Origin of the sequence: Myxococcus sp. CA023 (assembly GCF_010998615.1) — a bacterium.
GTDB lineage: Bacteria > Myxococcota > Myxococcia > Myxococcales > Myxococcaceae > Myxococcus.
Genome location: NZ_JAAEAH010000047.1, coordinates 1 through 23,822, shown reverse-complemented (window position 1 = coordinate 23,822; position 23,822 = coordinate 1). Strand labels below are relative to the sequence as shown.

At 68.1% G+C, this 23,822-nt stretch carries 21 protein-coding genes and 1 pseudogene; 12 read left to right on the top strand and 10 right to left on the bottom strand.

Annotation, left to right across the window (positions count from 1 at the left end):
* Positions 1–93 precede the first annotated feature (93 nt).
* Positions 94–1,095 (bottom strand): NAD(P)-dependent alcohol dehydrogenase, encoded by a 1,002-nt coding sequence (locus F8M74_RS21080; RefSeq protein WP_228559207.1) that lies wholly within the window; start codon positions 1,093–1,095, stop codon positions 94–96.
* 130 nt (positions 1,096–1,225) lie between these two features.
* Here F8M74_RS21080 and F8M74_RS21075 point away from each other — a divergent pair, with 130 nt between their 5' ends.
* Positions 1,226–2,140 (top strand): LysR family transcriptional regulator, encoded by a 915-nt coding sequence (locus F8M74_RS21075; RefSeq protein WP_141253958.1) that lies wholly within the window; start codon positions 1,226–1,228, stop codon positions 2,138–2,140.
* Positions 2,141–2,169: 29 nt separating this feature from the next.
* Here F8M74_RS21075 and F8M74_RS21070 read toward each other — a convergent pair whose 3' ends face one another.
* Positions 2,170–2,982 (bottom strand): hypothetical protein, encoded by an 813-nt coding sequence (locus F8M74_RS21070; RefSeq protein ID WP_228559205.1) that lies wholly within the window; start codon positions 2,980–2,982, stop codon positions 2,170–2,172.
* 278 nt (positions 2,983–3,260) lie between these two features.
* Between F8M74_RS21070 and F8M74_RS21065 the strand changes: the two genes are divergently transcribed.
* The 3 genes from F8M74_RS21065 (at position 3,261) to F8M74_RS21055 (ending at position 5,573) form a co-directional block, all read left to right on the top strand.
* Positions 3,261–3,521 (top strand): DUF378 domain-containing protein, encoded by a 261-nt coding sequence (locus F8M74_RS21065; protein WP_228559227.1) that lies wholly within the window; start codon positions 3,261–3,263, stop codon positions 3,519–3,521.
* A 132-nt stretch (positions 3,522–3,653) separates the two neighbouring features.
* On the top strand, positions 3,654–4,580 hold the full coding sequence (locus tag F8M74_RS21060; protein WP_141253956.1) for a hypothetical protein: 927 nt from the start codon (positions 3,654–3,656) through the stop codon (positions 4,578–4,580).
* A 69-nt stretch (positions 4,581–4,649) separates the two neighbouring features.
* Positions 4,650–5,573, top strand: coding sequence for a bestrophin family protein (locus F8M74_RS21055; RefSeq protein WP_141253955.1), 924 nt, complete (start codon positions 4,650–4,652; stop codon positions 5,571–5,573).
* A gap of 141 nt (positions 5,574–5,714) precedes the next feature.
* On the opposite strand, the gene F8M74_RS21050 is transcribed toward F8M74_RS21055, so the two are convergent.
* Both F8M74_RS21050 and F8M74_RS21045 read right to left on the bottom strand, forming a co-directional pair.
* Complete coding sequence (locus F8M74_RS21050) at positions 5,715–6,092, bottom strand: VOC family protein (RefSeq protein WP_141253954.1); 378 nt, start codon at positions 6,090–6,092, stop codon at positions 5,715–5,717.
* Between the two features lie 99 nt (positions 6,093–6,191).
* On the bottom strand, positions 6,192–6,923 hold the full coding sequence (locus F8M74_RS21045; RefSeq protein WP_141253953.1) for a helix-turn-helix domain-containing protein: 732 nt from the start codon (positions 6,921–6,923) through the stop codon (positions 6,192–6,194).
* Between the two features lie 126 nt (positions 6,924–7,049).
* Here F8M74_RS21045 and F8M74_RS21040 point away from each other — a divergent pair, with 126 nt between their 5' ends.
* Positions 7,050–7,448 (top strand): hypothetical protein, encoded by a 399-nt coding sequence (locus tag F8M74_RS21040; RefSeq protein WP_141253952.1) that lies wholly within the window; start codon positions 7,050–7,052, stop codon positions 7,446–7,448.
* Positions 7,449–7,464: 16 nt separating this feature from the next.
* Here F8M74_RS21040 and F8M74_RS21035 read toward each other — a convergent pair whose 3' ends face one another.
* Positions 7,465–8,757, bottom strand: coding sequence for a type I restriction enzyme HsdR N-terminal domain-containing protein (locus F8M74_RS21035; RefSeq protein ID WP_141253951.1), 1,293 nt, complete (start codon positions 8,755–8,757; stop codon positions 7,465–7,467).
* Between the two features lie 194 nt (positions 8,758–8,951).
* On the opposite strand from F8M74_RS21035, the gene F8M74_RS21030 reads away from it, so the two are divergent.
* Positions 8,952–9,845, top strand: a complete 894-nt coding sequence (locus F8M74_RS21030; RefSeq protein WP_228559203.1) for a symporter — start codon at positions 8,952–8,954, stop codon at positions 9,843–9,845.
* Here F8M74_RS21030 and ppsA read toward each other — a convergent pair.
* A complete protein-coding gene (ppsA, locus tag F8M74_RS21025) occupies positions 9,842–12,181 on the bottom strand; it encodes a phosphoenolpyruvate synthase (protein ID WP_141253949.1) in 2,340 nt (779 codons plus the stop codon). The genes F8M74_RS21030 and ppsA overlap by 4 nt on opposite strands.
* Positions 12,182–12,482: 301 nt before the next feature.
* On the opposite strand from ppsA, the gene F8M74_RS21020 reads away from it, so the two are divergent.
* The 3 genes from F8M74_RS21020 to rpsD all read left to right on the top strand — a co-directional run bounded on the left by F8M74_RS21020 (position 12,483) and on the right by rpsD (position 15,934).
* A complete protein-coding gene (locus tag F8M74_RS21020; protein WP_141253948.1) occupies positions 12,483–13,538 on the top strand; it encodes an NAD(P)-dependent alcohol dehydrogenase in 1,056 nt (351 codons plus the stop codon).
* A gap of 282 nt (positions 13,539–13,820) precedes the next feature.
* Positions 13,821–15,161 carry an MATE family efflux transporter gene (locus F8M74_RS21010; RefSeq protein ID WP_228559201.1) on the top strand — a complete coding sequence of 447 codons (1,341 nt, stop codon included), beginning with the start codon at positions 13,821–13,823 and terminating at the stop codon, positions 15,159–15,161.
* Between the two features lie 140 nt (positions 15,162–15,301).
* Entirely contained in the window at positions 15,302–15,934 is a 633-nt protein-coding gene (gene rpsD / locus F8M74_RS21005) for a 30S ribosomal protein S4 (protein ID WP_141253945.1), read from the top strand.
* 63 nt (positions 15,935–15,997) lie between these two features.
* Here rpsD and F8M74_RS21000 read toward each other — a convergent pair whose 3' ends face one another.
* Positions 15,998–16,999 (bottom strand): alpha/beta fold hydrolase, encoded by a 1,002-nt coding sequence (locus F8M74_RS21000; protein ID WP_171410350.1) that lies wholly within the window; start codon positions 16,997–16,999, stop codon positions 15,998–16,000.
* Positions 17,000–17,250: 251 nt separating this feature from the next.
* On the opposite strand from F8M74_RS21000, the gene F8M74_RS20995 reads away from it, so the two are divergent.
* On the top strand, positions 17,251–18,915 hold the full coding sequence (locus tag F8M74_RS20995) for a hypothetical protein (RefSeq protein WP_141253944.1): 1,665 nt from the start codon (positions 17,251–17,253) through the stop codon (positions 18,913–18,915).
* A gap of 136 nt (positions 18,916–19,051) precedes the next feature.
* Here F8M74_RS20995 and F8M74_RS20990 read toward each other — a convergent pair whose 3' ends face one another.
* Entirely contained in the window at positions 19,052–19,447 is a 396-nt protein-coding gene (locus F8M74_RS20990) for a hypothetical protein (RefSeq protein WP_228559199.1), read from the bottom strand.
* Between the two features lie 47 nt (positions 19,448–19,494).
* Positions 19,495–20,150, bottom strand: a pseudogene (locus tag F8M74_RS38660) (polynucleotide kinase-phosphatase); the annotation flags it as partial.
* Positions 20,151–20,228: 78 nt separating this feature from the next.
* Here F8M74_RS38660 and F8M74_RS20980 point away from each other — a divergent pair.
* Positions 20,229–20,801, top strand: coding sequence for a helix-turn-helix domain-containing protein (locus F8M74_RS20980; RefSeq protein WP_141253942.1), 573 nt, complete (start codon positions 20,229–20,231; stop codon positions 20,799–20,801).
* A gap of 6 nt (positions 20,802–20,807) precedes the next feature.
* On the top strand, positions 20,808–21,392 hold the full coding sequence (locus F8M74_RS20975) for a GNAT family N-acetyltransferase (RefSeq protein ID WP_141253941.1): 585 nt from the start codon (positions 20,808–20,810) through the stop codon (positions 21,390–21,392).
* A 95-nt stretch (positions 21,393–21,487) separates the two neighbouring features.
* Here the strand turns inward: F8M74_RS20975 and F8M74_RS20970 are convergent, their stop codons facing one another.
* Entirely contained in the window at positions 21,488–23,575 is a 2,088-nt protein-coding gene (locus F8M74_RS20970) for a prolyl oligopeptidase family protein (RefSeq protein WP_141253940.1), read from the bottom strand.
* Positions 23,576–23,822 lie beyond the last annotated feature (247 nt).

The window sequence follows — 23,822 nt, the reverse complement described above, 5'->3', positions numbered from 1 at the left end:
CTTCACCCTCGAACGCGTCTGTCTTTCGTCCTGGAGCACCACCACCGGGGCCCCCCGAGCGCGTCGTGGCGCACGATTCGCCGCGGGTCCAGGTCAAGCCGTGATGACCAGTTTTCCAAACGGCCCGCGGTCCAAATGTTCGAGCGCCGTGGGCAGCGCATCGAGCGAATAGACAGTGTCGACCACGGGCTTCAATGCCAGCCGGTCCACCGCGCGCACCAGGTTCTCCAGCCCGCGCCGGTGTCCGACGAAGATGCCCTGGATGACGCCGGAGCTCAGGAACAAGGGCTGCACCGGGAAGCGGCTCTCGAAGCCCTCGAACACGCCGATGAGCGAGACGCGCCCATCCGACGCGAGCGCCTTCACCGACCGGCCCAGGTTGTCCCCACCCACCAACTCCAGGATGTGGTCAGCCCCCGCGCCTCGCGTCAGCTCGAGCACCGCCGTGTGCCACTCCGGGGTGTGGCGACGATGGATGCCGTGCGCGGCGCCCAGGGCCTTCACGCGGGCCAGCTTGTCCTCGTCCCCCGAGAGCACGATGACCTCCGCGCCCATGGCGGCGGCAAGCTGCACCGCGAACAGGGACACGCCGCCCGTGCCCTGCGTCACCACCGTGTGCCCCGGACGCAGCCCGCCCAACTCCACCAGGGACGTCCAAGCGGTGAGGCCGGCGCACGGCAACGTGCTCGCCTGCACGTCATCGAGTGTTTCGGGAGACGCCACCAGCCACTGCTCCGGCATGACGACGTACTCGGCCAGCACGCCCGGTGCGTTTCCGCCCAGGCTGCGCACCGTCCCACGCGGTACGGGCCCGTCCACCCAGTCCGTCTGAAAGTTGGCGATGACGCGCGCCCCTTCCTTGAAGCGCTGCACGCCCGCGCCCGCCGCGACCACCACGCCCGCCATGTCCGAAGCCGGCGTGAAGGGCTGGTGCGCCGTCAGGTAGCCACCCCCGTCGAGCATCAGCTTCTCGCGGTAGTTGAGAGAGACCGCCGACACGCGAATCAACACCTCACCGGCACCCGGAGAGGGAATCGCCACCTCCGCCAGTTCCAGGTGCGCCCGTCCCGCCTGCTTCGCCTGCCAACGCTTCATCGTTGCGCCCATCGTCCGCTCCACGTCCTGCATGAAAGTGATGCGGGAGCTATACGGACGAAGCAGCATCGCCAGTGGCGACACTTTGTCGAGTCACTGGAGACGCGCAGGCACCAATGGGAGCAGCGTCATGAGGGACCGCCTTGGGGGCGTCTTCGCCTTCGTCCAGGCCGTGGAGGCAGGGAGCTTCGCGCTCGCCGCGGAGCGCATGGGGCTCTCACGCTCGGCCGTGGGGAAGAGCATCGCGCGGCTGGAGGAGCGTCTGGAGACCCGGCTGTTCCAGCGCACCACGCGTCAGCAGAGCCTCACCGAGGACGGCCAGGCCTTCTACGAGCGCTGCGTGCGCGCATTGGCGGAGCTCGAGGCGGCGGAGACGGCGCTGGACTCCGGACGGCGCGCGCCCACGGGCCGCCTGCGCGTCAGCGCGCCCGTGATGTTCGGCCGGCACTGCGCCGCGCCGCTGCTGCGCGAGCTGGTCCTCCAGCATCCGGGACTGGAGCTGGAAATCGCCTTCAGCGACCGGGTGGTCGACCTCTTCGAGGAAGGCTACGACCTGGCCCTCCGCGTCGCGCCACTGGCGGACCACGCAGGACTGACGGCGCGCCGGCTGGGCGTCCAGACGATGTCCGTCTGCGCCGCGCCCGGCTACCTGAAGCGCCACGGCCGCCCGAAGACACTTGAAGACCTGGGCGAGCACGACGCGGTCGTCTACGGCCGCAACGGCGTCAACAAGCCCTGGCGATTCCCGGACGGACAAGGCGGCGAGCAGCGCATCGCCATCCAGGCGCGCCTGCGCTTCGACGACGTGGAGACCATCATGGACGCCGCGGTGCAGGGGGTCGGGCTGGCGTGGCTTCCTCGCTGGCTCATCGCCGAGCACCTGAGCAGCGGAAGACTCGTCGAAGTACTGGAAACGCAGCGCCCCTATGGCAACGAAATCTACGCGGTGTGGCCTCAGAGCAAACACCTGACCTCGAAGGTGCGCGCGGCCATCGACCTCCTCGTCGCGCGCATTCCCGAGCGACTGGCGGACACCCACCGCTGAGCCGCCGCGCGCAGGCCCTGTGCCGCCAGTCACCTTCGGGGCGAAACGTTCCTCCGAATCCACTGGTCCGCGGCCTCGACGTCCAGGCTCGCCGCGCCGGGTGCACCCGTGAGGACTTCGTCGCGCAGGTGCTGGCGCAGCAGCGCGTCCTCCGCGTCCGAGTCCAGGCGAACAGCATCCACCCGCGCCGCGTCCACGACATGGTCCCACGCCACCAGGAGCCCGGCACGCAGCGTCTCTTCAACGACAAGCCGCTGGTCATTCCGCCACGCGAGCAACGTGTCCGCGACGTCCAGCCCGCCGCCAATGACGACGGCCCCCATGGTGCTCATCCTCGTGGTGGAGAACGAGCCCCCCACGGCAATCACCGAGCCGGGCTCGTAGTCGACGGTGGCGCCGCCCACGCGGACGTCTCCGGTGCACAACAACCAGGCCCCCTCGTCGACGTCGAGCGACCCTTCGATGTTCAAGTGCCCGGGAATCCAGAGTGGACTTCGCACGGCACCGTCGCGGTGATTGGACACCACGAGGTCTCCTGGCACGGACGCAGTGCGGACAGGTGGCCCGAACAGCTGAAGGGCCAGCCGCACCAGGGCGAACGCGCTGGTCTCGTCGCCGAAGACGCCGTCCTTCCCATACGCGGGCGCGGCGTAGAGCCGGTCCAACAACGCTTCGAGCGTCTCCGGAACGGGCGCATGCATCAGGCACCGGGTCAGCTGTTCGGCGCGGGGGCGGCCTCCCTGGAGCACGCTGCCTGCCAGGAGTCGGGCGACCACCCCATCAACGGCGGGCGCATAGGCATGCGGCGGGATGAGCTGCGGACGAGGCGTGGCTTCGGACATGAACGTCAGCCCTACCAGAACGTCCAGGCAAGCTGAACCCACGTTCGCAACGGAACGCCTCGGCGACATCGCACCAGCGCAGGGCACGGCCGTGGGACGGCACGGCGGTCGAAGCACCGAGCCGGACAATCAATGCCGGTGGAGTAGCCAGGACGGGTCCGGGCAACACCTTATCCGGGAGGCATCACCCACCTGCACGGGTGGGACACACCTAGCCAAGGATACGAGCCATGGAACGAGTGGACGCGGACCGAACCAGAGGAGGGCTCGCCAAGGCGATGGCCGTCCTGGCCATCATCGGCGCCATCAACTGGGGCCTGATTGGCTTCTTCAATTGGAACCTCGTGAACGCGCTGTTCGGCGGAGACACACGGACGGCGATGAGCGCGCTCAGCCGCCTCATCTACTCCATCGTGGGTCTGTCGGGCGTCGCGCTGGCACTCACCTTCCCGTGGAAAAAGAGCCTGGGAGCCACCACGACCACCACCACGCCGAGAACGGACATGGGGTTTCACCGCAGAACCGAAGTGCGTCCCTGACTCCGGCGGACCCGCTGTTCTCACGGGCCCCTGAGTCCACCTCGGGTGATACGTTCGGCGACCTACAACGCAGCGGTTCCGCCTCGGTCCATCCATCCCGGACCGGGGCCGCCGCATGAGAAAGTCGTCGCCATGTCTGGAATCCCCGATGCCGAGTTCCTTCAGGACGCCTTCATCCAGGAAGGCGTCAGCCCGGTCCCTGGCGTGGTCATCGCCGCCTGCACCGTGGGGGATGACGAGGACGCGCCCAAGAATCGCGTAGGCATCCGACAGGACGGCGAATGGCTGGAGTTCAGCCTCTCCAACGAGGCCATCCTGTCGGTGGACGCCACTCCGGGCGGAGAGGCCTACGTCCTGGGGGAGAACGGCACCGTCGTCCGCTTCGATTGGAAGACGCCCAAGACGCGGGATGCGCTCCGCGCATCGCGCAAGCTCTTCACCAACGGGGCGGTCCACGACCAGGGGCCACTGCGCCGCCTTCGCGTGCTCGGCGGAGACGTGCTCTGCGCCGGCTCCGTGGGCCAGGTGTACCGACTGCGCGACGAAAACTTCGAACCCCTTCCGCCACTGACGGTGGACGGTCAACCCGTCACCATCGAGGACCTCGCCGGCAACAGCCACGAGGACTTCATCGCGGTGGCCTCCGATGGCTACGCCGCCCACTTCAATGGAAGCACGTGGCGGATACTGCCACTGCCGATCCACACCGAACTGACCGCCATCTGCAAGCTGGAACAGGGCTACGCCATCTGCGGAAAGAGTGGGGCCGTGATGACGGGCAGCGGAGACGCATGGAGCGACCTCACGCCGTTCGACGGGGACCGTGACTACTGGGGCATCGCGGCGCACCAGGGGACGCTCTACGTCGCGCATCTGGCTGGCATCGACCATGCGTCCGGGCAGGCGCTGCGCCCCCTGGGACTCCCGAAAGAAGCGCCGTTGCAGTTCACCGTACTGCGGGGTGCCTGCGACGGCGTCTGGTCGTTCGCAGACCACACCATCGGGCGGATTCACGACGGACAGTGGCACACGCTTACCAGCGGGCCTCGCTCCCCCTAATCGCCCGAACAGCCCCTCTAGAGGAGCGCTTGCGACGCGGAGGCATTTGGCGCAGGAAGGTCCCTGCCCGTGATTGTCCGTCCTCGCCTCAGCTCGCTTCGGCTCCTCTTCGTCGTGCGCGGGACCATCCTTCCGCGCGTCCTGCCCCACGTCCTGGGCATCGCGGCGCTCTCCGCGCTCGTCGTCTGGGCGTACCGGCAAGGCTATCTGAATCTGCAGATCTCCTCACCGGCGCCGCTGTCCCTGCTGGGCATCGCCCTCTCCATCTTCCTCGGGTTCCGGAACAACGCCTGCTACGACCGATGGTGGGAGGCCCGGAAGCACTGGGGCGCGCTCATCATCGAGCTGCGCTCATTCTCCCATGAGGCCATCGCGCTCCTGGGGGACGACGGCAGCGAAGCGAGGCAGGCGGTGCGCAGGTTGGTGAGGCGGAACATCGCCTTCGCCCACGCGCTGGCCGCGCACCTGCGCGGTCACGACGCCCTGGAGGACATCAGCCGCCTACTGCCGGAGCCTGAGGCCTCGCGCGTCCTGGCCAGCCCGAACCGCCCCAACGCCCTGCTTCGGGAGCACGACCGGGAACTGGCCACGCTCCTCCGGGAGAAGCAACTGACCGACATCACCTGGAGCGAGCTGCGGACGCGCGTGCATGGCTTGATGAACGTGCTCTCCGCGTGTGAGCGCATCCGCTTCACGCCCCTGCCCTTCACGTACACGGTGCTGCTACACCGCACGGCCTACCTGTTCTGTCTGCTGCTGCCCTTTGGCCTGGCGGAGGCGCTGGGCTGGTTCACGCCCTGGCTCGCGGCGATGATTGCCTACACCTTCTTCGGGCTCGACCGGCTGAGCGACGAATTGGAGGAGCCCTTTGGCAAGGAGCCCAATGACCTCTCCTTGCTCGCGATGGCGCGCAGCGTGGAGATGAACCTGATGGAGGCGTTGGGCGAGCCGCAGCCCGAGCCGCTGAAGCCACGCGACTTCATCCTCCCGTGACCGGCCCGCGTCACGCTGCCATCACGTCGGTTCCATAGGGTGGCTTGCGCAGCCCTTCCTCGATTGTTCGCTCCGACAACACCAACCGCTGCCTGGTGGCGGGCGGCGCGAGGTTCTTCATTCCCCAGGACGGCACACTGCTCAGGCCGGGCCCTGCAAGACGGCCAACACGTTGCCTGAAGGGTCCTTGAACCAGGCAATGGGCGGCCCCGCGTCACCACGGACGATGCCCTTCGCATCCGCGTCGAAGCCGTCGTACCGCTCGAAACGCACGCCGCGTTGGAACAGCGCGTCCACCGCCTTGTCGATGTCATCCACGGGGAAGTTGAGAATCGTGAACGACGCCGGGGTGTGGTTGTCCTTGGGATAGACGAGGATGTCCCTGCCGCCCGCGATGTGCAGCGTCAACATGCCGTCCGACTCGGACGTCTTCAGGCCCAGCGTCTCGCCGTAGAACTTCCGGGCCGCCGCCACGTCCCGCACCGAGAAGCCGCTGAACGCCTTCGTGTCTCCGAACATGCCTGACTCCCTGGCTGGATGGCCGCCGTACCCGGCGCTCTCCTTCAGGTGGACATGGACCACGCCCGACGCAACGACGGGCCCGCGGGGAATAATCCATCACATCGGATGGAACTGCTCGATGGTGATTTCCTCCACCAGGGCATCCTGGGGGGCGCCGAAGCTGGTGAGCGTGGTGTACCAGTGCGTCGTCGCGCCATCCCGGGTGAAGGTCAAGGGCACCAGCACCGAGCCGGCGTTGGCGGGCCGCAGCGCGGTCAACGCCTCGACACCTGGCTGCGCCAGGACACGGGCCAGGACCGATGCCACGGGTGAGCGGGGGCCCCGCATGCGAGCGCCCTCCCGCAGCCGGTGGAGCAGATACCCGGCAATCTCCTCCCAGTTGCCAATGGCCGAGCGCACGGGTCCGGGCACGAAGACGAGGTCCATCAAGTTGACCTGTCCGAGCGCCTCACGCGGCTGCCCCATCATCGCGAGCGCGCCCGCATTCGCCTCGAGCACCGTCGAGGACGAATCCACCACGATGGCGGGATACGGCTCATGCGACGCGAGGATGAGTCCCGCGGCCCGCCGGACCTCCGCCAACTCCGCGCTGTGCCAGCCGCGCTCGCCAAACTGAGGCGCGAACCCCGCCGCCACCAGCAGGGCGTTGCGGTCCCTCAGCCCCAGCCCCAGGGCCTCCGCCAGTCGCAGCACCAGGTCCTGACTGGCCCCGGAGCGGCCCGACTCCAGGAACGAAAGGTGGCGCGCCGATACCTGCGCATCCAGCGACAGGGCCAGCTGGCTCTTGCCGCGCAGCGTTCTCCATTCCTTGAGCAGGGGTCCAATCATCGCCGTGTCCCTTTCCAAGCCCAGACTGCCCCAGGCCGTGACGCGGGACGATGACCTTCGAGGTAATTGAGAACATTCCCTGCCAGGAACACTGTGCTCCCGTTCCCAGCCACCCGGAGAGCCCAGATGATGCCCCACCTGCTTCGCAATCCCCGCTTCGTCTACCGCTTCGACGCCGCCGCCTCACTCCTCATGGGCATGGCCTTGTTGCTCCTTGCCCCCAACCTCACCCAGCTCGCGGGCTGGACCCTGCCGTCCAGCTTCCTGTTCGGCGTGGGCCTCTTCCTGCTGCCGTGGTCGGCCTTCAACCTCTGGGCCGGACTCAAGCAGCCCGTCCTGGGGGCGGCCCTGGTGCATGTCCTGGTGGATGCCACCTGGGTGGTGGGCAGCGTGCTGCTCGTCATCATGCATGCCCAGGAGCTCACGACCTTGGGCGTCGCACTGCTCGCTGGGCAGGCCTTCGCGGTGGCGGGCGTGCTGGCGCTCAAGGCCGTGGGTCTCACGTCGCTTCGCGCGGCGGCGTGAGCACCGCGGCGGAGCGTCAGCCCGTGATGACCTTGAGGGCGGGCTTCCCGTCCTCGTGTGTGGCGGCGTCTGGAGACGGTGACTCGTCACGCACCGTCTTGGACAATTCCAGGCTCCGGGTCACCAGCGCCTTCAGCGCCCAGACCTGGGGCACCGATTCGATGAAGACGCGGCTGGTGCCCAAACCCGCGGGCGCCGCCTCCACCTCGAAGCCCGCGGCAATGGCGCGGGCCTCGTCCACCGGCACCCAGGTGACGATGCTCTTGCGTTTGCCATTGCTGAAGAACCGGGCGAACCACTTCGTGGGCCGCTTGAAGGACACGTTGAAGTAGGACGCCGTGTCCCGGTAGAGGATGTCCTCGGCGGCGGCGCCGTTCTTGACGCAGATGTCCCGCACCACGCCGAAGAACTCCAACTCCGTCTCGGTGGTCTCCACGGCGGCGCGGCCCTTCTCATCGGGCGCGGCACGGCCATCCGCCTCGAAGGCCTTGGCCGAATCCGGCTTCACCACGTTGGCGCCCTCCTGCGCCACCGCGGGCTCCGCGCCCTCGTTGAGCCGCTGGATGCGCTCCTTGAGTTTGTTCAGGAAGTCGTCGCCCATGACCCGCAGCAGCGTCGGCTCGATGGCTTCCTTCGCGACGTCCGCGAGCCGCTCCATCACCGCGGTGGTCCGCTTTCCCTTGTAGATGTCCTCCGTGAGCCACTTGAGGAAGGCTTCGTGCTCACCGGGCGCTTTCAGGGCGGACGCGAGCTTGTCGATCATCCCCTGCCGGTAACGGCTGTTCTCCGCGTCCGTAATCAGCGTCGTCGCGTTGAAGGCTTCACGGCTGAACTTGGACAGGAACTTGGCCACCTTCACCCAGTCCGACTTCGTGTCCTCCAGGGAGAACGTGAAGAAGGGCTCCGGGTCCATGACGTTGGGATTCTCCAAGTCCCCGAAGAAGAGGTAGTGGCACCCGTCGGTGATGATGCCGAAGTGGAGCTCCGGCAACTGCGCCAGGTAGCGCGCCAGTTGCTGCGCGCGGGACTTGAGGTCAGTGCCCAAGGGCTTGGTTTCGATGACGATGAGCGGCTTGGTGCCCGTTTGGTCGAAGATGGCGAAGTCCATGCGGTCCGGCAGCTTCTTGCCGTCCCCCTGGACGAAGTCCGCCGCGTATTCCAGGCGGACCTCCCGAGGTACGCTCGGGTCGTAGCCGAGACTCCGGATGAACGGGACGACCAACGCGATCTTCGCGGTCTCCTCGTTGGAGATGAATGCCTTGTTGTCCTGATAGCGCTTGACCAGCTCCAGCAAATGATTCGCGTCCATGGCATATCCCCCTGCCCGGGAATGCAAGACATCCGGGCGCGTCACAGATTCTAACGGCGATGCCGCATTCGCAGCCATCCCCCCCAGGGGTGAGTGAGGCCCGACCCTGTCACGCCGCGACCGCTTCGAGGAACGCGCGCACGGCTGGCCGCCCCAACGTGCCCGACAAGGCGCGCCGTGCGCATCCTCCATCCATGGACGTCGGGGTGACCGCCGCGATGAACGTGCGGCACGGAGTCGAGTTCGCGGTCCAGCACCTCGTCGTGCTCATGGGGTTCGTCCTCGGGCTCGCCGTCGACGAGAGCGCCGTGAAGCGCGCCATGCGGCTGCCTGCCTACACGCGAGGCCTTCCCCTCATCCTGTTGGGAGTCCCGCTGCTCGCCCTGCTCGTGGTGAACCTCCTGCCCCTGCCCCCCATCGCCGCCGGCATCCTCCTGTTGATGGCCGTCAGCCCTGGTGTGCCCAACGTCGCCGTCGCTGCCTACCGGCAGCGTGGCGACTTGAGCCTCACGGTGGCGCTGTCCCTCACCCTGTCCCTGGCGGCCATCGTGTGCCTGCCGCTCTCCCTGCGGCTGCTCAGCGAGTTCTTCCCCGCCGTGTTCAAGGCCCCAACCACCGTCCAGCTCCTCAAGCGGGTCATGCTGCCCTTCCTCGTGCCGCTCGCGGCCGGCTGGGCACTGCGCGCCTGGCGGCCAATGCTGGCCAGGCGACTGCTGCATCCCATGCTGTGGCTCTTCAAGGCCGTGTTCGTCGTCGCCATCCTGCTCGTGCTGTTCCTCAGCGGCCCGAGGCTGCGCGACATGGACGGATGGATGGTGCTGGGCATGCTGGTGATGACCCTGGGCTCCGCGCTCCTGGGCCACATGGCGGGAGGGCCCCGGCCTGAAGACAGGACCGCGCTCGCGCTCGCGGCTGTTTTCGGCAATCCCTCCATCGCGCTGGCCGTCGCGACGGCCAGCTACCAGGACTTGCGGCTGGCGCCCTTCCTGGCGGTCTATCTGGTGCTGCGCGCGCTGGCGCTTCTCCCCTACCTGCTCTGGAATAAGCACCACCTCCGGCACGGAGTTCCCCACCCTGGCCGGACCTAACAGCCCTGGAGCGTCGCCCGCTTCGAGGCGGCCAGCAGCAGCCGCTGCTCCGCGGCCGCAATCACCCGCTGCGTCGCGAGCACCGCCGCCGGGTCCACGGAGATGGACGTAATCCCCGCGCGCACCAGGTGCTCCGCGAAATCCGGCCGGTTCGACGGCGCCTGTCCACACAGCGAGGACGTCAGGCCCGCTTCCTCGCACCCGCGAATGATGTCGCCAATGGCGGCCAGCACCGCGGCGTCCGCTTCGTCGAACAGCTCGGCGCAGGACTCGGAATCCCGATCCACGCCCAGCATGAGCTGCGTCAAATCATTCGAGCCGATGGACACGCCATCAATCCCACACTTCGCATAATCGTGGAGGCGGTAGACGATGGAAGGCACCTCCGCCATCACCCACTTCTTCAAGCCCCGCTGCCGTCCCAGCGGGCTGCGGGCGATGAGCTCCAGACACGCCTCCAGTTCCCAGAGCGTGCGCACGAAAGGCAGCATCACCTGGAGATTGGGCGTCTGCTCACGGACCCGTGCGAGCACCTCCAACTCCAGGTTGAACACGTCGGGCTCGCGCAGGTACCGGTAGGCGCCCCGAAAACCAATCATCGGGTTGGACTCCTCGGGCTCGAACTCAGCGCCGCCTTCCAATCCTCGGAACTCGTTCGTCCGGAAGTCCGTCGTCCGGTACACCACGGGGCGCGGATGGAAGGCTCGCGTCGTCTGGAGCAGGGCCGCCGCCATGCGCTCCACGAACTCGCCGCTCCTGCCCTCCGCAATCAGCTTGCGCGGATGCACACCGCCCAGGGCCTCCGTGAGCATGAACTCGGCGCGCAGCAGGCCCACACCATCCACCGGAAGCGCCGCGGCCTCGCCAGCCTGCGCGGGCAGGGCCAGATTGACGTAGAGGCGCGTGGCCAGCACCGGGGCCGTTCCCACCGTGGATGCGGTGGCAGTCGCCTCCACCGCCCGTGGACGTGGCGCCTCCTGTCCCTCCCAGACTTCTCCCGTCGAGCCATCCACCGTCACCGCCTCGCCGTCTCGCAGCGTGCGTGTGGCGGTGCGTGTGCCCACCACGCAGGGTTTGCGCAGCTCCCGGCTGACGATGGCGGCGTGACACGTCATGCCGCCCCGGTCCGTGACAATGGCGGCGGCCCGCCGCATGGTGGGGACCCAGTCCGGCGACGTCATCTCAGCCACCAGCACCTCGCCCGGCTGGAGCTGCCGTCCCTCCGCTGGTGACGCCAGCACCCGCACGCGGCCGGCCGCCACACCGGGCGACGCACCCAGTCCCAGCACCAGCGCCTTGCCCGCGTGGCCTTCCTCCGACGGTGGCACGGCGGACTTTCCCAGCGTGGTAATCGGGCGCGTCTGCACCAGGAACAAACGTCCGCGCTCCTCCGCCCACTCGATGTCCTGCGGCGCACCGTAGTGCTGCTCCACCCGCAATCCCAACCGCGCCAGTTCCAGCACCGCCACGTCGCTCAGCACGCGCTCATGGGCCTGTTCCGGACTCAGTGTCTCGCGCTGCGTGTGTCCTTCGGCGTCGCGCACCAGACGGACACTCTTGTCGCCCACCCGGACCTCGCGCACGCAAGGCTCCTTCTTGGTGACACTGTACGTATCCGGCTCCACCTGCCCGCCGACCACGACTTCTCCCAGCCCCCAGGCCGCCTCGATGATGATGCGGCCGGTGTCTCCCGAAGACGGGTCCGCGGTGAACATGACGCCCGCGCGAGCCGCATCCACCATGGCCTGAACCACCACGGCGATGGCGGGTTCCTCGGTGAGCCCCTCCGCTTTGCGGTAGGCCACCACACGCTCGCCGTAGGCCGAAGCCCAACATGCCCGGAGCGCGTCCATCAAAGCGTCCGCGCCCAACACGTGGGTGAAGGACTCGTGCATGCCCGCGAAGGACGTGGTCGCCGAGTCCTCCGAGGTCGCCGAGGAACGCACCGCCACGGCCCGGTCCGCGCCCAACTGCTGATACGCCTCCAGGATGGCGGCGCGCAGCCGCTCCGGGACGGGCGCGCTCCGCACGTGCTCACGGAGCTGCTGCGTGACCTGGGTCAGCGACGAAGGGTCATCCGGGTCCACCTGCGCCCAGAGGCGGCTCAGCCGGGCACGTACCGGCGCCATGGCCTCCAGGAAGGCGGCGGCGGTGATGACGAAGCCCGGCGGAACAGGCAGCCCTGCCCGCGTCATCTCGCCCAGGTTCGCGCCCTTGCCTCCCGCCAGCGCGACGTCCTCGCGGGACAGCTCGCTGAACCAGAGCAGACGAGGCGCGGCGGCCACCTCCGGATGCTCGGCTTGCCGTGGCTTCTCCGTGTCCGGTGAGATGTTCATGGTACCGCCCCCTGAAGCAAACGCCTGACTGCGCGGACGCTGCGCACCGGCGCTCGCGCACGAGGTCCCCATCCCCGCGTGAAGCGGGCGCGACTCACCGAGGACGATGCGGCCGGTGCGAGGTGATGACATCCATCCGGGCCCGGAGCGCGCGGGCCCGAGCCGCCGTTACGGCCACATGCGCCCGAGCATGCGCTCGGCATGAGCTCCACCGCCGCATCTCCACGCCCGCGCGGATGACGCCCTCCGACACCGTGCCGAGACTTCACGAGTGGACACCCACGAACCACCGGGAGGGAGCATGCGAGCCAATGTCTTTCAGGCTGTGAACCGCTTCGGCATCGAAGAGGTGGAGCGTCCCCGCGCGGGAGCCGGCGAGGCGGTCATCCGGATGACGATGACCACTGTCTGCGGCACGGACCTGCACATCGTCCGTGGCGAATACCCGGTGCGCCCGGGGCTCGTCATCGGTCACGAGCCCGTGGGTGTCATCGAGGAGCTTGGTCCCGGCGTGACGGACTACCGCCCGGGGCAGCGTGTCCTCGTGGGCGCAATCACCCCGTGTGGACAATGCGGGGCCTGCCTGTCCGGTCACCTCTCGCAGTGCGGCCACGGCGCGGGCTATGAGGCCCTGGGAGGCTGGCGCATGGGCAACACCCAGGATGGCGCCCAGGCCGAGTACATCCGCATTCCCTCCGCGCAGGCCAACCTCGCGCCCATTCCAGATGGGCTCACGGACGAGCAGGTCATCCTCCTGTCGGACATCGCCTCCACGGGCTTCAGCGGCGCGGAGGCAGGCGGTGTGCGCATCGGCGATGCCGTGGTCGTCTTCGCGCAGGGGCCCATCGGCCTGTGCGCCTCCATTGGTGCGCGGTTGATGGGCGCCTCGCTCGTGGTCGGCGTGGACGGCGATGAGTCGCGGATGAAGATGGCGCGGAGGATGGGCGTGGACGTGGTGCTCGACCACCGTCAGCAGGACGTCGTAGCCGAGGTGAAACGGCTCACGGGCGGCGGCGCCGACGTGGCCATCGAGGCGCTGGGCACCCAGCAGACGTTCGAGAGCGCGCTGCGCTGCCTGCGGCCCGCGGGCACGCTGTCCAGCCTGGGTGTGTACTCGGGCAAGCTCCAGTTGCCCTACGACGCGTTCTCCGCCGGCCTGGGGGACTACCGCATCGTCACCACCCTGTGCCCAGGAGGAAAGGAGCGCATGCGCCGCCTCATGGACCTGGTGCACCACAAGCGCATCGACCTGTCGCCGCTCATCACCCATCGCTTCAAGCTCGCGGACATCCAGGAGGCCTACGTCCTCTTCGGCGAGCGCCGTGACGGCGTCTTCAAGGTGGCCATCCAGCCGTGAGCCCCGCCCCACCCCGTGGGGCATCCGCGCGAAGGTGAATCCTACAGATGTGGTGAGTCTCACGCGGGCTGCGCTGGAAGCCGGCAAGGAGGAAGTGCTCGCCGATGACGTGAGCCGCATGGTCAAACAAGGCTTGTCCTCCGGTGGCTATCCTGGTGCGCTGAGCACGTGAGGTGACGTCCCATGGGTGACGCAGCCAGCAGCGACGCAACCCCGGTGCAGGATGCAGTGCCCGGGTCCACACCTTCCGCTCTCCCCGGACGAACAGCACTTCAAGACGCGATGCTGCGGGGCCCTCTGCTGAAACCCCTGCTCCAACTCGCCGTGCCCACCACGCTGGTCCTGATTGCCCAGTCGTTGGTGGGCGTGGCGGAGAACTGGTACGCGAGCTTCCTGGGCACGGAGGCGCTGGCGGGCGTCTCCCTCGTCTTCCCCGTCGTGATGTTGATGACGATGATGTCCAACGGAGGCATTGGCAGCGGCGTGGCCTCCGCGGTGGCGCGAGCCCTGGGCGCGAACCGGCGGGACGATGCGAATGCCCTGGTCTGGCATGCCGTGGTGCTGGCGTTGGCCATTGGCCTTGTCTTCAGCGTCCTCGCCTGGATGACCGGCCCCGCGCTGTACACGGCGCTGGGTGGACGGGCGGGCGCGTTGGACGCCGCGCTCCAATATTCGAACTACGTGTTCGCGGGCTCGATTCCCTTCTGGCTGGTGAACCTGCTCGCGGCGGCCCTGCGCGGCGCAGGCGAAGTGCGCGTCCCGGCGCTGGTGACCCTGGTGGGCGCCGCCGTCTTCCTCGTCGTGACGCCAGGGGTCATCTTCGGCTTCGGCCCGGTCCCCGCGCTGGGGCTGGCGGGCGCTGGGCTCGCGATGACGTTGTTCTACGTGGGCGCGGCACTCTGGCTGCTGCGCTACATGGCGTCCGGACGGGCCACGGTCCGCCTCACGAAGGGGCCGCTGGAGCCGCGGCTGCTTCGCGACATCCTGCGCGTGGGCCTGCTGACGGCGTTGAGCTCGCTTCAGCCCAACCTGATGGTGATGGTCATCACCGGCGCCGTGGGCCTGTTCGGCGTGGAGGCGCTGGCCGGCTATGGCATGGCGTCGCGCCTGGACTACCTCGTCATCCCGATTCTCTTTGGCCTGGGCACGGCCGTGCTGACGCTGGTGGGCACCAACGTGGGTGCGGGACAGCACGAGCGCGCCCGGCGCATCGCCTGGTTGGGCGGCGGGCTGGGCTTCGTGGCCGCGGGAGCCATTGGACTGGCCGCGGCGCTGGCGCCCGAAGTCTGGCTCCATGCCTTCAGCCGCGAGCCATCTGTCGTGGCGCCGGGCCTGGACTACCTGCGCATCGTAGCGCCGTTCTACGGACTGCTGGGCCTGGGCTTCGTGCTCGCGTTCGCCGCACAGGGCGCGGGCCACGTGCTGTGGCCCTTCCTGGCGGGCACCTCGCGCCTGGTCATCAGCGCGGGCGTCGGGTGGTTCGTCGCCGCGCGGCTCGATGCGGGGCTCTCCGCGTTGTTCGCCATGGTGGCCGCCGGGCTGGTGGCCTACGCCGGCGTCACCGTCGTGGCGGTGCTCGCAGGCGCCATCTTCCGCCGGGAGACGGCGCCGCGCGGCACCTGAGCGGCGCCGTCCAGCCCGCCCCCGCGTCCCCCACCTCGAATTCCGGACTTGACCGCCGGCCCGACCTGGAGTTATTGAAATTGATACTGATTATCAACTTCATCTCCAATTCAAGCACCGGGAGATGGTCGGAGGAACACGTGGCACGCGACTTGGGACCGCGGGGAAAGATGTGTCGTCGGCTGGGGATTCCGCTTTCGCGCATCACCGCGAAGGACCCGGACAAGGACCCGGTGCTGCGCCGGCCCTATCCCCCTGGCCAGCACGGTGCCACCGCGCGCACCAGCGTGAGCGACTTCGCGCGCCGTCTGCGAGAGAAGCAGAAGCTGAAGCTGTACTACGGCCTGATGGAGAAGCAGTGCCGCGCGGCCTTCCAGGAAGCGAGCCGGGCGCCGGGCAACACCGGCACGGTGCTGCTGCAACTGCTGGAGAGCCGGTTGGACTCACTGGTGCTTCGCGCCGGTCTGGCCACCAGCATCCGCCAGGCCCGGCAGTTCGTGCGCCACGGATACCTTCATGTGGACGGCAAGCGGGCGGACATCCCGAGCTTCCGCGTCAAGCCTGGCAGCGAAGTCCGCTTCCACGCGGCGCACCTGAAGCTCGCCGTGGTGCAGGAGTCCTTCAGCCGGATGAAGTCGCGGTCCGTGCCCGCCTACGTCCAGGTGCTGGGTGAGGGCGAAGGGCTGCGCTACATGCGCCTGCCGGAGCGGGAGGAAATCCCCGTGGATGTGAACGAGCCCTTCATCGTGGAGTACTACGCGCAGCGGAGCTGAGCCGTTCTCCGCGGCTGTCTGTCCGGACAGGTGGCTCGGACAGACAACGCTGGCGGGGGCGGGCTACGGCGCGGCGGTGGCGGCGAAGAAGTCGCGCATCCGCGTCACCACCTCCGCCCGGTTCGTCAGCCAGATGTAGTGCCCCGCGCCTTCCAGCTGAAGGTGTCTCCAGCCAGGATGACGCCGCAACGCGTCCTCCAGGTCCGTCTCGTGCTGCTGGATGTCGGGCAGGAAGTCGCGGGCTTTCTCCCGGAACTCCAGCGGCAGCGACTCGGCCGCCACCAGGGCCTCTACCCAACCCGTGAAGCCCTGCCCATCCGACAGGGACAACACAGGCCCCTGCACGCGCCCGAGGTCCATGATGGCTGCACCCCGGACGGACTGCTCCGTGGCACCAGGATGGCGGCGCTCGCGCAGGTAGGCACCCGTCGCGGCGTCGAACGCATACGCCTGTTCGACTTCGTGCGCGGGAAGCCTTCCGCCCAAATCTTGCGCCAGCCGCTCCGCCACCGCCTGCCGTGAAGGAAGGCCGTCGAGCACAGAGAACGGCAGCGGCGGCAACGGCTCGCCCTCCAGGAACGCGGCAATCTCGCCCCGGCTGTCGGTGGCGTCCAGGTAGACGAGTGCCTCCACGCGCTCGGGGTGGTGGAGCGCCAGCCACGTCAACTCGTCCCCCGCCAGGGAGTGGCCCGCGAACGACGCCTTCGACAGCCCCAGCTTGTCCAGCGTCCCCAGGACGTCCGTGGCCAGCGTGGCGGTGTCATAGCCGGTGTCGGGCCAATCCGAGGCGCCGTAGCCACGGCGGGTGAGCGAGTAGACGTGGTGCGTGTCCCGGAACTCGAGCGCCAGTTCGTCGAAGATGTGGGCCGTGCTGCCCATGCCCGCGAGGAACATGAGCGCCGGGCCCTGGCCGCCATAGTCGAGCACCTCCAGTTCGACACCCCGGACGGCCTCTACACGCGTCACCTGGTGCAGGGACGGCGTGTCATCGGGCCCAGGGGCCAACGGAGAGGAATCACAACCAGCCCACAAGAGAAGCGCGGCACCCACGAGGTTCGTTCGCATGCGCTTGGGAATACTGGCGAGCGCCTTCGCCAAGCACCAGCGCACGCCGGGGCTGCCTCTCCCCTTGCCCGCATGGGGCGGGGGGATGGTGCCGCCATGCCTCCTGGCCCTGCGGGGATGTGTCCCCCTCAAAGTGCGGAGCCAGGCCCACGCACTAAAAACACATATATACGAGTATTCCAAGATTTCAGCTTTTGGACTACCATTGCTCCGGCCACCGGAGCCCACTCACAGCCACCATTGGATTCTCCATGCATATTCATGACCGCATCAAAAAGGCAGTCTTCGCGCTCGCAATGATTGCCGGGTGTGGCAGTCCCGAAGCCGTGGACCCTTCCGGCGACGTCACCGCGACGGCGCCGCTCCTCACGAGCAGCAAGCTGACCCTCACCGCGTCCATGGTGCAGCCCGACGGAGTTCGTCCCGTCGCGGGTCCGTACCAGAACCTCTTCGATGAGCAGGCGCTCATTGGAGACCCTCGCGCGGGAACGGGCGCCGCGCCCGTCACGACCTGGGGGGACGTCATCTTCGACAATTCCGCGTACCCCATGGGTCTCATCATCGACCTGGGCGCGCTGCATGACATCACGGAGATTGGCGTCTTCGACACCTTCGACAGCGGCAGCGTCTCCTTCGCGGTCGGCGAGCCGGGTGCCTGGACGCCGGTGACGAACATCACCCTGACCCGGTGGCAAGCCTGGTGGGTCGTGCCCGTCACCCAGCGAACGCGGTACATCCACCTTTCGAGGACCCGCTATGCGGGCATGAACGAAGTCGTCATCTACGGCGCCCCCGTGACGGGTGAGCCGCCCGCCAACCTTCCGCCCACGGTCTCCGCCGGAGCGGACCAGTCAGTGATGCTACCCACGAATGCCGCGACCCTCACGGGCACCGCGACGGACAGCGACGGAACAGTCGTGGCGAGGCAGTGGACCCAGGTGTCCGGACCCAATACCGCGACCCTGACGGGCGCCACGACGCTCTCCGCGACGGCATCCGGGCTGGTGCAGGGGCTCTACGAGTTCGAGCTGACGGTGACGGACGACGACGGCGCTACCGCCAGCGACAGAATGCAGGTCCAGGTGACACCCGCGCCCACGGGCCGTGGCACCACGCAGGAGGTCTACAAGTCATCCTCGACGCCGGGCGGCTACGGCTATGTCCTGTACCTGCCTCCCGGTTACGAGGAGGGTTCGAACTGGCCCGTCGTCTTCTTCCTCCACGGGATGGGCGAGCAGGGTGATGGCGGCGTCGACCAGCTCAAGAGGGTTCGTGCGCACGGGCCTCAGGCGTACATCGACCGGGAGGGGAAGGACTATCCCTTCATCCTGGTCTCTCCACAGACGTCGGGATTCTGGAGCGCCTACGAAGCCCAATACAACCTGGACCCCTTCTTCGAGCACATCCTGGCGACGCTCAAGACAGACAGGAAGCGCGTCTACCTGACGGGCCTCAGCATGGGCGGCGCGGGGACGTTCAACTACGCATCGCTCTTCCCCTCGAAGCTCGCCGCCGCCATCCCCATCTGCAACGGAGGCTACGGTTCGAGCGCCGCGGATGCCCTGAAGATGGTCCAAGCGAACCTCCCCATCTGGGGCTCACACGGCCTGCTCGACAACGACATCTTCTACACCGCGACCGCCGCCTGGTTCACGCACCTGGGACACGCCATGGGCGGCACAGGTGGCGTCATGGATACCTATCCCTCCCCGGCTCGTACAGCGACGGCGTTCTTCCGGCCTGGGAGCGGGCAGTGGGAATGGATTGATGGACAGACGAACACCGACACCACGGGCGCCGGGCCGGTGAAACCCGTGCTCTTCACCCTCTTCCACGATGGCAATCACTACATCTGGGACCGGGTCTACAAAGAGCCCAAGGTGTTCGCCTGGATGCTGGCCCAGCAGCGCCCCTGAGGGGCGCACCGCCACGGACTTCAGCGCGGCTCGCGCGGCGTAGGAGGCTCCTCGCGAGCGTCCTACGCGGCGCGGGCCTGCTTCACCGCCTCCCGGCGGCGCAGTGCCCAGGTCGCCAGCATGTCGATGGGCTCCATCAGTTCCTGGCCCGGCGCGCGTAGGCAATGCCGCCCACGAGCGCCACCAGGGCCAATCCGAACCAAGGCCACCGGATGAAGAATGAGAACGACGATTGCCCCGCCACCACCTCACAGTGAGGAACGAGCGAGTCGGTCGCCACCAGCCAGGATGTGACGAACGCCATGGGGCCCATGAAGGCAGCCGCCATCACGGCCCACGCGACGGAATCCAACACCCGCGGCAGACGGCCAACGCCAGACGCAGGCGCCACCCGCAGGACATCTCCCACCTGGCGCGGCCCCCACAGCAGCCAGCACCACACGCCCAGCCCAGCGAACATCGCCAGCGCGAGCACCCACCCCAGGTTGGACTCCCACCAGAGGAATGGGGACGACGCTTCGTAGAAGTTCATCCACATCCCTCCATGGGGCGCCTGGCGCTCCCGCTCCAGAGCCTACATCAAAGCCGTGGATCCACCGGCTCGCTCTCAAGGGCGAGGACGCCAAAGACACACTCGTGCACGCGGCGCAGTGGCTCTCCTCGCGCGAACCGTTCCAGTCCTTCGACCCTGAGCGCGAACTCACGCAGTGCCAGGGAGCGCTTCGTGGACAGGCCACGCTGACACAGCCGCTCCAGGTTCGCGGGCGCGGTGTACTCCGGACCGTAGATGATTCCGGCCCTCGTGACTTGATGGCTGGCCGGAGCAGCCCCTTGCGCCCTCGCACCGCGAAGTCGAGCGGCTTGACCACCATGCCCTCCCCTCCTCGCGCCGTGAGTTCCTCCCACCAGCGCACGCCCTCCGCCACCGCGGCTTCATCCTCCAGCTCCACCACGCGGAACGGTGTCGCCACCAGCAACGTCGCATCCGCCTGGCACACCCGGGCGAGCGTCTCCATGTGCCACACATGGTCCTTCTCCATGTGCGCCACCCCTTCCGTCGCCAGCAGATGGAAGGGCGCGAACCGCACGTCCTCCAGCGAATGCACGGGCCAGCAGTAGCGCCGGTATGCCGCCACGTACCGCTCCACGCTGCGTGCCTTCTCGCCGAAGCGTGTGGCCAACTCCCTTACTTCCAGCCCGCGCCTCACCGCCTGCTCCAGCACCGACACGTTGACCGTCTTGTTGACGCTCCCCGAGCACCTCCATCACACAGCACATTGACCACGTCTCCCTTCTGGGAAATATTCCCAAATATGGGACACCCCAAGCCGGCAGCGGACGACATCGACCGGCAGATTGCCCAGCGGCTCCGAGCACTCCGCGCGGAGCGGCGCTGGTCCTTGGATGAACTCGCCAGGCGCAGCCAGGTCAGCCGCGCCACCCTCTCCCGGTTGGAGAACGCCGAGGTCAGTGCCACGGCGATGGTCCTGGGCAAGCTCTGCGCGGCCTACGGCCTGCCCCTGTCACGGCTGATGCACATGGTGGAGGCCAACTTCGTTCCGCTGGTCCGCCGCGAGGCCCAGCCCGTCTGGACGGACGCGAGCGTGGGCTTCCAGCGGCGCTCGGTGTCGCCTCCCGCGCAGACGCTGGCGGGTGAAGCCCTGGTCTGCGAGCTCGCGCCCGGCGCGAGCATCACCTACGACGAACCGCCCCGGCGCGGACTGGAGCACCACCTGCTCCTGCTCGAAGGACGGTTGGACATCACCGTAGATGGGCAAACCCATACACTCCAGCCAGGGGATTGCCTGCGCTACCAGCTCTTCGGCCCCAGCGCCTTCGCGACGCCCAAGCACAGCGCGGCCCGGTACGTGCTCTTCCTCGTGTGAGGCGACATGGCCCACGACACCCCCACCATGGATGTTTCGGCGCTTTCGGCGGACGACGTCGCCCGCCATCTCCCCGAGCTCGCCGCGCTGCTGCATGACTGCGTCAACGCGGGCGCCTGCGTCAGCTTCGTGCTGCCATTCACTCCAGAGGACAGTGAGCGATTCTGGCGCCAGAAGGTGCTGCCCACCGCGCGAGCAGGTGGGCTCACCGTCCTGGCGGCAATGCGCGCGGGCCGGATTGCCGGGTCGGTCCAGCTCGACTGCGACACGCCGCCGAATCAGCCCCACCGCGCGGAGGTGCGCAAGCTGCTGGTGCACCCGGACTTCCGCCGTCAGGGACTGGCCCGCGCGTTGATGCTTGGACTCGAACACCATGCGCGCCAGCGGGGGCGCACCCTGGTGACGTTGGACACACGCACCGGTGACAACGCCGAGCCACTGTATGCCTCGCTCGGCTACCAGACAGTGGGCGTCATTCCAGACTTCAGCTTCGCCCCAACCGGGAGCCGGCTCGACGCCACCACCGTCATGTACAAAGCCCTGGCGCCCCACCCTTCATCCCTGGCGCACATGACACGGCCAGACGTCTGACATCCGCCCGCGCGACGACATGGTTTCGCAGGCCTCGCCGTGGGCTTGCACTTCCGGGCCATGCCGGCGTCGAACACCGGCACGGCCCCGGCCGTTCAGTCCATCAACTGCCGCGACAAGTAGACGTGGTGCAGTGCCCACCGGCGCGCGTTGAGCAGTGGGTCCGAGTCGTTGGAGTGCCCGCCGTCGGTGTTCTCGTAATACAGGTACGGCAGCCCCATGGCCTCCAGGCGCGCCGCGAACTTCCGCGCGTGGCCCGGGTGGACGCGGTCATCCTTCGTGTTCGTGGTGATGTACGGCGTGGGGTAGCGCACACCCTCGCGGAGGTTCTGGTAGGCGGAGTACTTCGAGATGAACGCCGCGTCCCCCGGCACCTCAGGGTTGCCGTACTCCCCCACCCACGACGCGCCCGCCGGCAGCTTGTGGTAGCGCATCATGTCGATGAGCGGGCTTTCGATGACGGCTGCGTTGAACAGGTCCGGGCGCTGCGTCATCTCCACGCTGGTGAGGACACCGCCGTTGGAGCGGCCGTAGATGCCCAGGTGACGCGGGGAGCTGACCTTCCTCCGCACCAGGTCCTCCATCACCGCCGCGAAGTCGTCGAACGCGCGCTGGCGGTGCTCCCTGAGAGCCGCCTGGTGCCAGCGCGGACCGAACTCGCCTCCGCCCCGGATGTTGGCGACGACGTAGGCCCCGCCGCGCTCCATCCACAACTTGCCCTCCTCCGGCAGGTAGACGGGCGGCTTGGACACCTGGAAGCCGCCATAGCCATACACCAGCGTCGGTAGCGTGCCGTCGAGCTTCCGCGCCTTCGGCCGCACCAGGAAGTACGGAATCCGAGTGCCGTCCTTCGACTTCGTCCAGTACTGGTCCACCTGGAGCTTCGAGGCATCGAAGCGCGCGGGCAACGACTTCACCTTCTTCACCGTGCCCGCCTTCGCGTCCGCCAGCCACAGCGACGTCGGCTCGAGGAAGCCCTGGGACTTCACGAAGAAGCGGTCATGCGATGACGACGTCGCGGTGATGTCGACCGAGGCGTTCTTCGGGAGGGCCAGCCGTTTGCGGCTCCAACGGTTCTTCACCGGCGTGTAGACATCCAGCGCGCCCTTCACGTCCTCATAGAGGTTCACCAGCACCTGGCCGCGCGTCGCCGCCACCGATTCGATGGCCTGACGCGCTCCCGGCTGGAAGAGCAGCGTGGGCTTCGCCTTCGCCGGCTCTACCTTCAGCGCGGCCAACGGGTATGCCAGCAGCGCGCCCTGTTTGAAGCGGCCCCAGTCCTCTTCAATCGTGAAGACGACCTGCCCGCCCACGAAGGCCTGGAGGGAGGACTTCCGGGGAAACGGGAGCCGCACGGGCGCCGCGTCTCCCAGCAGGTAGTACTCCGACTCGAAGAAGGTCACCGCGCGGTTGACCAGCACCGCCTGCAGCGCGCCGTCCGCGTCCCGCAACAGGAAGGGAGACGCGGAGACGTCGGTGCGCTCACCCCGGAAGGCATCCTGCGCCTCCGTCAGCGGCGTGCCACGCTTCCATCGTTTGAGAACGAAGGGATAGCCCGACTCCGTGAGCGTGTCCCCGCCCCAGTCGCGCCCCACCAGCAGCGTGTCCGAGTCCAGCCAGGACGCGGACAGCTTGCCCTCCGGGACCTGGAAACCTCCTTCCACGAAGTGCTTCGCGGCGGCGTCGAACTCGCGCAGCTCGACGGCGTCCTTGCCTCCGTTGGACAGGGCGACGAGGCAGCGCTGGTCCGCGGGAGGCAGGCAGTTGCTGCCCTTCCAAATCCAGTTGGCCTTCTCGGCCTTCGCCAGCGCGTCCACGTCCAGCACCGTCTCCCACGGCGTCTGGGAACGCGTGTAGCCGTCCAGCGAGGTGTGCCGCCAGATGCCTCGGGGGTTGCCGCGGTCCTGCCAGAAGTTGTCCACACCGCCAGCCCGGAAGCCGGGCGAGGGAATGCGGTCGGTGGAGGTGAGCAGTTCGAGCGCCTGGGCGTGGAAGGTCTCGAAGCGCGGGTCCTTCTCCAACACCGCGAGCGTCCGCGCGTTCTGCGCGCGAACCCATTCGAGTGCCTTCTCGCCCTGGACCTCCTCGAGCCACAGGAAGGGGTCCTGGGGTGGGGCCTCGGCCGTTGCCACGGAGGAGGTCAACAGCCCGGTCAGCAACGACGCCACGTACGCCCTTCTCATGTCCTCATCTCCCGATGCCCGAGGTGCCCCCCCAACAGACCGAGCCGCCGCTCATTCCCCCGACCATGACGCCTGTGCCACGGCGGCCGTGCTGGCGGGGCCGCGGGCGCCCGTCGTGCGTGCATCGCATCGGGACTGGCGGTGATGGCCTGCAAGGGAGTATGGGTCCGCGCGTGGCGACCTCAGGCGAGCCCCCTGAAGCGCGCCTCCGGCTCCCTTCCCCCAGGCCCCCCCGCTTCCGCGGGCC

Bases quoted from the DNA above. Each gene is read 5' to 3' on its own strand.
- F8M74_RS21080 (WP_228559207.1), bottom strand. From the start codon at position 1,095: ATGAAGCGTTGGCAGGCGAAGCAGGCGGGACGGGCGCACCTGGAACTG.
- F8M74_RS21075 (WP_141253958.1), top strand. From the start codon at position 1,226: ATGAGGGACCGCCTTGGGGGCGTCTTCGCCTTCGTCCAGGCCGTGGAG.
- F8M74_RS21070 (WP_228559205.1), bottom strand. From the start codon at position 2,982: ATGTCCGAAGCCACGCCTCGTCCGCAGCTCATCCCGCCGCATGCCTAT.
- F8M74_RS21065 (WP_228559227.1), top strand. From the start codon at position 3,261: ATGGCCGTCCTGGCCATCATCGGCGCCATCAACTGGGGCCTGATTGGC.
- F8M74_RS21060 (WP_141253956.1), top strand. From the start codon at position 3,654: ATGTCTGGAATCCCCGATGCCGAGTTCCTTCAGGACGCCTTCATCCAG.
- F8M74_RS21050 (WP_141253954.1), bottom strand. From the start codon at position 6,092: ATGTTCGGAGACACGAAGGCGTTCAGCGGCTTCTCGGTGCGGGACGTG.
- F8M74_RS21045 (WP_141253953.1), bottom strand. From the start codon at position 6,923: ATGATTGGACCCCTGCTCAAGGAATGGAGAACGCTGCGCGGCAAGAGC.
- F8M74_RS21040 (WP_141253952.1), top strand. From the start codon at position 7,050: ATGATGCCCCACCTGCTTCGCAATCCCCGCTTCGTCTACCGCTTCGAC.
- F8M74_RS21035 (WP_141253951.1), bottom strand. From the start codon at position 8,757: ATGGACGCGAATCATTTGCTGGAGCTGGTCAAGCGCTATCAGGACAAC.
- F8M74_RS21030 (WP_228559203.1), top strand. From the start codon at position 8,952: ATGGACGTCGGGGTGACCGCCGCGATGAACGTGCGGCACGGAGTCGAG.
- ppsA (WP_141253949.1), bottom strand. From the start codon at position 12,181: ATGAACATCTCACCGGACACGGAGAAGCCACGGCAAGCCGAGCATCCG.
- F8M74_RS21020 (WP_141253948.1), top strand. From the start codon at position 12,483: ATGCGAGCCAATGTCTTTCAGGCTGTGAACCGCTTCGGCATCGAAGAG.
- F8M74_RS21010 (WP_228559201.1), top strand. From the start codon at position 13,821: ATGCTGCGGGGCCCTCTGCTGAAACCCCTGCTCCAACTCGCCGTGCCC.
- F8M74_RS21000 (WP_171410350.1), bottom strand. From the start codon at position 16,999: ATGCGAACGAACCTCGTGGGTGCCGCGCTTCTCTTGTGGGCTGGTTGT.
- F8M74_RS20995 (WP_141253944.1), top strand. From the start codon at position 17,251: ATGCATATTCATGACCGCATCAAAAAGGCAGTCTTCGCGCTCGCAATG.
- F8M74_RS20990 (WP_228559199.1), bottom strand. From the start codon at position 19,447: ATGAACTTCTACGAAGCGTCGTCCCCATTCCTCTGGTGGGAGTCCAAC.
- F8M74_RS20980 (WP_141253942.1), top strand. From the start codon at position 20,229: ATGGGACACCCCAAGCCGGCAGCGGACGACATCGACCGGCAGATTGCC.
- F8M74_RS20975 (WP_141253941.1), top strand. From the start codon at position 20,808: ATGGCCCACGACACCCCCACCATGGATGTTTCGGCGCTTTCGGCGGAC.
- F8M74_RS20970 (WP_141253940.1), bottom strand. From the start codon at position 23,575: ATGAGAAGGGCGTACGTGGCGTCGTTGCTGACCGGGCTGTTGACCTCC.